Raw genomic sequence first — 5,454 nt, 5'->3', positions numbered from 1 at the left:
CCCGCGCGCGGATCGAAAGCCTGCGCATCGAAAACGCGCGCGGCGCCTTCACGCTGGCCCGCGGGCCGCGCGGCTGGGAAGTGCGGCGCCCCGAGGCCTATCGCGCGGACGACGTCGCCGTGGCGCGCCTGATCGAGGCGCTCTGGGGCGAGAGCATCCTCGGCTTCGCCGGCGCCGGGGAACAGGCGGCCGGGATGCTGGGCTTCGAGGCCCCGCGCGGACGCCTGACGGTCAAGGCGCAGGGCGCGGCCCGCGAGGGCCTGCTCGAGATCGGCCAGCCGTATTTCGAATTGAGCTACGCGCGCGATCGGGACCGCGAGCAGGCCTTCCTGCTCGACTCGGTGACCTGCGCTCCGCTGCTGGAGTCCTTCAGCGCCTTCTTGTCGCCGGTCGTCGTCAGCTTCATGCCGGGCGAGGCGGCCGAGATCCGCGGGCCCGACGGCCAGCGGGCGCTGCGCGAGCCCGGCGACGAGTGGCGCTGGCGCCGCGCGGACGGCCGGCCCTTGAACGGCCCGGCCGTGGCGGCCTTCCTCGGCCGCGCCTTGCGCCTGAGCACCGAGCGCATCGAGGCCCTGCTGCCGCGCGCGGACCAGCTCGCGGACTGGGGCTTGCCGGCCGAGGGCCGCCGCTTCCAGATCCGCCTGCGCGACGGCAGCGAGGTCCAACTCGAGATCGGCCCCGCGCGCGGCGGGCGCCGGGCACTGCGCAGTCTCGACTATCCGACGCTCTACAGCCTGCCCGATTCGCTGGCCGCGCTCCCCTGGCCGCTGCCTGCCGTCCAGTCCGATTGAGAGCGGCTTGTCCGATTGACGCTCACCGCGCGTGGAACTATCCTCGCGCGCTGAGTATCTTGCGCACGCAACGCCCCAGCCCCACGGAGGCCGGATGAGCAGCAGGCCCGATCCACAGTCCCAGGGTTTCGGCGTCGATGTCCTGACGACCACGGTCGACAAGGCCACGAACTGGGCGCGCAAGAACTCGCTCTGGCCGATGCCGATGGGCATCTCCTGCTGCGCGATCGAGATGATGGCCACCGTGGCCAGCCGCTACGACATGGCCCGCTTCGGCGCCGAGGCGATGCGCTTCTCGCCGCGGCAGAGCGACCTGATGATCGTCGCCGGCACGCTGACGAACAAGATGGCCCCCGTCGTGCGCCGCATCTACGACCAGATGCTCGAGCCCAAGTACGTCATCGCGATGGGCACCTGCCTCTGCACGGGCGGGATGTTCGACAGCTACTCGGTGGTGCAGGGGCTCGATCGCGTGATTCCCGTGGATGTCTACCTGCCCGGCTGCCCGCCGCGGCCGGATGCCCTGCTGGACGCCCTGCTCAAGCTGCAGCGCGGCGTCGTCGAGCGCGAGAGCATCAAGGACGCCCCGCGCGCCGAGTACGCGCCGAAGGTGCCGCTGCCGGGGATCGAGACGCGGCTGGAGCCGAGCCGCGACGGCACGATCATCCTCAACATGGGTCCGCAGCACCCCGCCACGCACGGCGTGCTGCGCCTGGTCCTCGAGCTCGACGGCGAGACGATCGTGCGTTGCCAGCCGCACGTCGGCTACCTGCACCGCGCCTTCGAGAAGATCGCCGAGGAGAAGACCTACCACAACTTCCTGCCCTACACGGACCGGCTCGACTACCTGAGCCCGCTCTCGAACAACGTCGCCTACGCGCTCGCTGTCGAGAAGCTGATCGACCTGGAGATCCCGGTGCGGGCCAGGCGGATCCGCGTGATCGCCGCCGAGCTGGCGCGCATCAGCGCCCACCTGCTCTCGGTCGGCACCTACGCCCTCGACCTCGGCGCCGCGACGGTCTTCTTCTACACCTTCCAGATGCGCGAGCTGCTCTACAACCTCTTCGAAGAGCTGACGGGCACGCGCCTGACCACCAGCTACACGCGCATCGGCGGCGTCGCCCGCGACCTGCCGCCCGGCTGGACCGACAAGGTGCTCGCCTTCCTCACGGAGTGCGAGCGGACCCTCGACGACGTCGAGGGTCTGCTGAACAAGAACCGCATCTGGCTCGATCGCAACCTGGACGTCGGCATCATCAGCGCCGAGCAGGCGATCGGCTACGGGCTGACCGGGCCCATCCTGCGCGCCAGCGGCGTCGACTACGACCTGCGCAAGGCGGCGCCCTACCTGGACTACGAGCTCTTCGATTTCGAGACGGCCGTCGGCGAGAAGGGCGACTGCCTGGACCGCTACCTCGTCCGCCTGGAGGAGATGCGCCAGAGCGTGAAGATCGTGCGCCAGGCGATCGCCGAGCTGCCGGACGGCCCGATCAGCTCGGACAACCGCGACTATGTCCTGCCGCCCAGGGCGCGGATCTACGATTCGATGGAGGAGCTCATCCACCACTTCAAGCTGATCTCCGAGGGGATCCGGCCGCCGGCGGGCCAGATCTACTCGGCGATCGAGGCGCCCAAGGGCGAGCTGGGCTTCTACCTGGTCAGCGACGGCAGCGCCCATCCCTACCGCTGCAAGATCCGTAGCCCGTCCTTCAACAACCTGCAGATCCTGCGCACGATGCTCGCGGGCTCGATGATCGCCGACGCCGTGGCGGTGATCGCGAGCCTCGATCCCGTGATGGGGGAGTGTGACCGCTGATGGCCGAGAAGGTGACCCTCGTCTACAACGGCCGCCCGGTGGAGACCGAGGCGGGCAAGCCGCTCATCGCGCTCTCGCGCGAGCTGGGCGACGAGATCCCGCACTTCTGCTACCACCCCGGCCTGGGCGTCGACGGCAACTGCCGCATGTGCCTGATCGAGCTGACGGGTTCGCCCAATCTCGTGCCCGGCTGCACGCTGAGCGCGGCGGCCGGCATGGAGGTCACCACCAACTCGGAGTCGGTGCGCAAGGCGCGGCAGGGCGTGCTCGAGTTCATCCTCATCAACCACCCGCTGGACTGCCCGATCTGCGACAAGGGCGGCGAGTGCCCGCTGCAGGAAACCACGCGCCGGCACGGACCGGCGCACAGCCGGCTGGCCGATCCCAAGAACACGGCCGTCAAGCACCGCGTGATCGGTGAGCACATCATCTTCGACGCCGAGCGCTGCATCCTCTGCAGCCGCTGCGTGCGCTACCAGCGCGACGTCGCCGGCCGCGAGGAGCTGATGCTGCGGATGCGAGGCGACCGCGTCGTGGTGGACATCTTCGAAGAGCGGCCGCTGACCAGCGGCTTCACCGGTAACCTCGCCGACATCTGCCCGGTGGGCGCCCTGACGACCCGCGAGTTCCGCTTCCAGGCGCGTCCCTGGGAGATGCGGGCGGTGGCGACGGCCTGCGGCGGCTGCTCGCTGCACTGCGCGGCGACGAGCTGGTGGAAGGGGGCGGTGCTGCAGCGCCTGACGGCCGACGTCGACCACGCCGTCAACGACTGGTGGCTCTGCGACAAGGGCCGCTTCGGCTACGCCGCCGAGCGCGGCGTCGCCGAGTGCCTGGTCCGCCGCCAGGGCGTGCAGGTGCCCGTGAGCCCGGCCGAGGCCGCCGCCCAGGCGCGGGCGCTCCTCGCTGCGGCCCAGCAGCCGCTGGTCCTCGCGGGCAGTCTCGCCACTGACGAAGAGCTGGCAGCCTGCGCCGCGCTCGCCAGGCAGCTGCGCATCGCGGTGCGCCCCTTCCCCGCGGCACCGGCCGAACTGGACTTCCTCCCCGCGCTCGGCCGCTCGGGCCTCGAGCTCGACTCGCTCGCCGGCCTCGGCCGCCTCCGCCGGGTCCTGGTGCTCGGGGAGGACCCCGAACTCGCCCATCCGATCCTCGCGCTGCGGCTCCTGGGCGGCGTTGGCGGCCAGGCTCCCGGGGAGGTCGTCCTCGTGCAGGCGCCCGGCGCCCCCTGGGCGCCGCCCGGTGACGGCAGTCGCCACTGGTCGCGCGTCGAGGCCGATCCGGCGGCCTGGCTGGATGGCGAGGGTGCCGCGTTGCTCGCGGGCGAAGAGAGCCTGCTCGTCGCCGTGAGCGCGAGCCTCGTGCGGCGAGGCGCCCTCGACGCGCGCTGGTTTGCCGCCCTCGGCGCCCGCCGGGCGGAGACGCGCCTGCTCTGGCTCCTGCCGGGGCTGAATCGCCGCCGCCTGCTCGCGGCGGCGGCGGCCTGGCCGGGCCCGGATCCCCTCGCCAGTCTGCAGGGGGGCGAGGCGGACGTCGTCTTCGCCTTCGGCCTCGATCCCGCCGCGGACTTCCCCGAGCCCGCGCGCGGCGAGCAGGCGCTGGACCTGGCGAGTGGGGCGCTCATCCTCCAGTGCGACGGCCTCGAGGCAGCGCGCGCCGCCGCGGCGGTCGTGCTCGCGCGGCGGGCGCCGGTGGATCTGGTCGGCACGGTGACGAACACCTGGGGCCGCTCGCGCAGCCTGCGAAGCTGGCATCCCGTGGCCGGCCGCCGGCCGCTGGACAGCGACTGGTTTGCGCCCCTGCTCGCGCAGACCGCCACCGACAAACTGGAGGTCGCAGGCCGGCATGAAGGTTAAGCGCCCGCTCAGCCGGGGCCTCTACGAGCGCCTCTACCTGCCGGCGATCCTGCAGGGACTCGGGATCACGCTGCGCAACATGTTCCACAGAAAGGTCGTGCAGACCTATCCCGAGGAGCGCTGGCCGACGCCGCCCGGCTTCCGCGGCATGCCGCGCCTGGTGATGGGCGAGGACGGCATCGAGAAGTGCGTCGCCTGCAAGCTCTGCGAGGTGGTCTGCCCGCCGCGCGCCATCACCATCGTGATCGGCGAGTTCCGCGACCAGGCCATGCGCGAGCGCGTGCCGGAGGAGTTCGACATCGACATGGGCCGCTGCATCAACTGCGGCTACTGCGAGGAAGCCTGCCCCAAAGAGGCGATCGTGATGAGCGATCTCTACGAGGTGGCCGGCTACGGCCGCGAGGAGCTCGTCTTCGACAAGGCCAAGCTGCTCAGCGACTACGAGCGCTACAAGCGGCCGGCCCTCGAGCGCGAGCAGGAGTTGGGCGATGGGGTCCGGGCCCGCGCCTGAGGCAGGCGTCCCCGGCGCCGCCGATCCCGCGGCGGCGCCGTTTCTCGCGCTCTTCGCGCGCTTGAACGCCCGCGACGCCGAGGGCCTGGCGGCACTCCTGGACCCCGAAGCCGTCCTTCTCTTCCCCAAGGCGGCCCCCTTGCTCGGGCCCGAGCGGATCCTGCGCTTCTTCAAGCTGCTCTGGCGCGGCTACCCGGAGCTCCGGTTCACGGTACAGGAAGTGATCCTCGCCCCCGGGGGCCAGCGCGCCGCCCTGCACTGGACGAACGCCGGCCGCACGCGCGCGGGCGCCGCCTACACCAACGAGGGTGTCACGCTCCTCCACCTGCGCGAAGGGCGAATCGTGGGGATGAGCGATTTCTTCAAGGATACCGAGCGTTTCTAGGTCCGCTCCGGGCCGCCCCCCCCGCCCGCCTCGCCATGTGCCCTCTTTCACAAGGGGCTTGATAAAGAAGGCGTCTTTGTCTTTATTGTCCGGGCGACGGA

General features: G+C 71.3%; 5 protein-coding genes and 1 pseudogene. All 6 read left to right on the top strand.

From position 1 onward, the window contains the following. On the top strand, window positions 1–791 hold a 791-nt coding region (locus tag FJ251_13090), incomplete at its 5' end, for a DUF4340 domain-containing protein (protein MBM4118643.1). A gap of 94 nt (window positions 792–885) precedes the next feature. Next, window positions 886–1,341: pseudogene (locus FJ251_13085) on the top strand (NADH-quinone oxidoreductase subunit B). Window positions 1,342–1,464: 123 nt separating this feature from the next. Beyond that, window positions 1,465–2,607 carry an NADH dehydrogenase (quinone) subunit D gene (nuoD, locus tag FJ251_13080; protein MBM4118642.1) on the top strand — a complete coding sequence of 381 codons (1,143 nt, stop codon included), beginning with the start codon at window positions 1,465–1,467 and terminating at the stop codon, window positions 2,605–2,607. Beyond that, window positions 2,607–4,457 carry a 2Fe-2S iron-sulfur cluster binding domain-containing protein gene (locus tag FJ251_13075; protein ID MBM4118641.1) on the top strand — a complete coding sequence of 617 codons (1,851 nt, stop codon included), beginning with the start codon at window positions 2,607–2,609 and terminating at the stop codon, window positions 4,455–4,457. Before nuoD ends, FJ251_13075 begins: the two co-directional genes overlap by 1 nt. Next, complete coding sequence (nuoI, locus tag FJ251_13070) at window positions 4,447–4,968, top strand: NADH-quinone oxidoreductase subunit NuoI (GenBank protein ID MBM4118640.1); 522 nt, start codon at window positions 4,447–4,449, stop codon at window positions 4,966–4,968. Before FJ251_13075 ends, nuoI begins: the two co-directional genes overlap by 11 nt. Further along, window positions 4,946–5,353, top strand: a complete 408-nt coding sequence (locus FJ251_13065) for a nuclear transport factor 2 family protein (protein MBM4118639.1) — start codon at window positions 4,946–4,948, stop codon at window positions 5,351–5,353. Before nuoI ends, FJ251_13065 begins: the two co-directional genes overlap by 23 nt. Window positions 5,354–5,454 lie beyond the last annotated feature (101 nt).

This window comes from bacterium (assembly GCA_016873475.1).
Taxonomy (GTDB): domain Bacteria; phylum Krumholzibacteriota; class Krumholzibacteriia; order JACNKJ01; family JACNKJ01; genus VGXI01.
The sequence above is the reverse complement of the archived record's forward strand: the minus strand, read 5'-3'. Positions and strand labels throughout refer to the sequence as shown.

Excerpts from the sequence above, each read along its gene's own strand:
- FJ251_13075 (MBM4118641.1), top strand. The coding sequence starts at position 2,607 with ATGGCCGAGAAGGTGACCCTCGTCTACAACGGCCGCCCGGTGGAGACC.
- FJ251_13065 (MBM4118639.1), top strand. The coding sequence starts at position 4,946 with ATGGGGTCCGGGCCCGCGCCTGAGGCAGGCGTCCCCGGCGCCGCCGAT.
- nuoD (MBM4118642.1), top strand. The coding sequence starts at position 1,465 with ATGGGTCCGCAGCACCCCGCCACGCACGGCGTGCTGCGCCTGGTCCTC.
- nuoI (MBM4118640.1), top strand. The coding sequence starts at position 4,447 with ATGAAGGTTAAGCGCCCGCTCAGCCGGGGCCTCTACGAGCGCCTCTAC.